General features: G+C 45.6%; 1 pseudogene. It reads right to left on the bottom strand.

What is annotated here, in order from left to right:
* Window positions 1-175 precede the first annotated feature (175 nt).
* Window positions 176-933: pseudogene (locus ACFINS_RS09840) on the bottom strand (hypothetical protein); the annotation flags it as partial.

Genomic DNA, 933 nt, shown 5'->3' with positions numbered 1-933 from the left:
AAAGTGAATACGAAGTTTAAATTCTATTGCCATTTTGCTCTCCAAATCAATGGAGAAAACATAACAACAAGAGCTCCCTTTCATAAGTCTGACACTGTCAGTCAAAAAAAACCTTTAAAAGGGCTTTGAAAGATCAATAAAAAGGCTTTGAAAATCATATAAAGCCTTTAAAAACTTATACAAAAACCTTTAATTTAACTGCACCATCTCCACCCCGTCCAGCACCACTTGCTGTTCCATCCTCGCCATCTCGATACCCGCCGCCACCGCCACCGCCTTTGCCTAATCCAGCGCCGTTTCCTCCATTGCCACCATACTGGCTTTTTCCACCATTCCCTCCATTATTAGGTACACGACCATCACCTCCACTACCACCTCCACCTGCACCACCATAGCTACTATCCCCCCCATTGCCACCACGACCATTATTGGTACCACCGCCACCGCCTCCTCCTCCATGCCATGCATGGCTTTTTCCTGAAAAACCACTCTCGTTGTTGGACATAGAGCCACTACCACCTGAAACACCACCGCCACTATTCCCACCAATATAACCGTTATTTCCCTTGCCCCCGCGAGCTGTAAGAACAGACCCCACTAATGTATTGCCACCATTCCCACCATTTCCATATCCGCCTTTTCCTATCGTTATCCCGTCATTATTCTGCAATTGGCGTTTTTGAATTTTTAGAGTAACACATTCACCGCCACCACCACCTCCACGTTGACCACCGCTACCGCCAGCTCCCCAAGCCGTAATTTCAATTTCCGTATCATCTGAGACACCGTCAGGCCAGGGAATATTGCCACTCTGCAGCATGGTAATTTCAACGTATTCTTCTTTACGTTTTTTGATTAAAGAATCTAATAAAGCATCCACTTGCGCCTTGGTATAAACAAGATCACCATCGACTTTTAAAGGTCCTTTAAGCA

Source organism: Bartonella sp. AA2SXKL (genome assembly GCF_042197205.1).
In the GTDB taxonomy this organism is placed as follows: domain Bacteria; phylum Pseudomonadota; class Alphaproteobacteria; order Rhizobiales; family Rhizobiaceae; genus Bartonella.
This window is presented reverse-complemented; position numbering and strand designations above follow the sequence as displayed.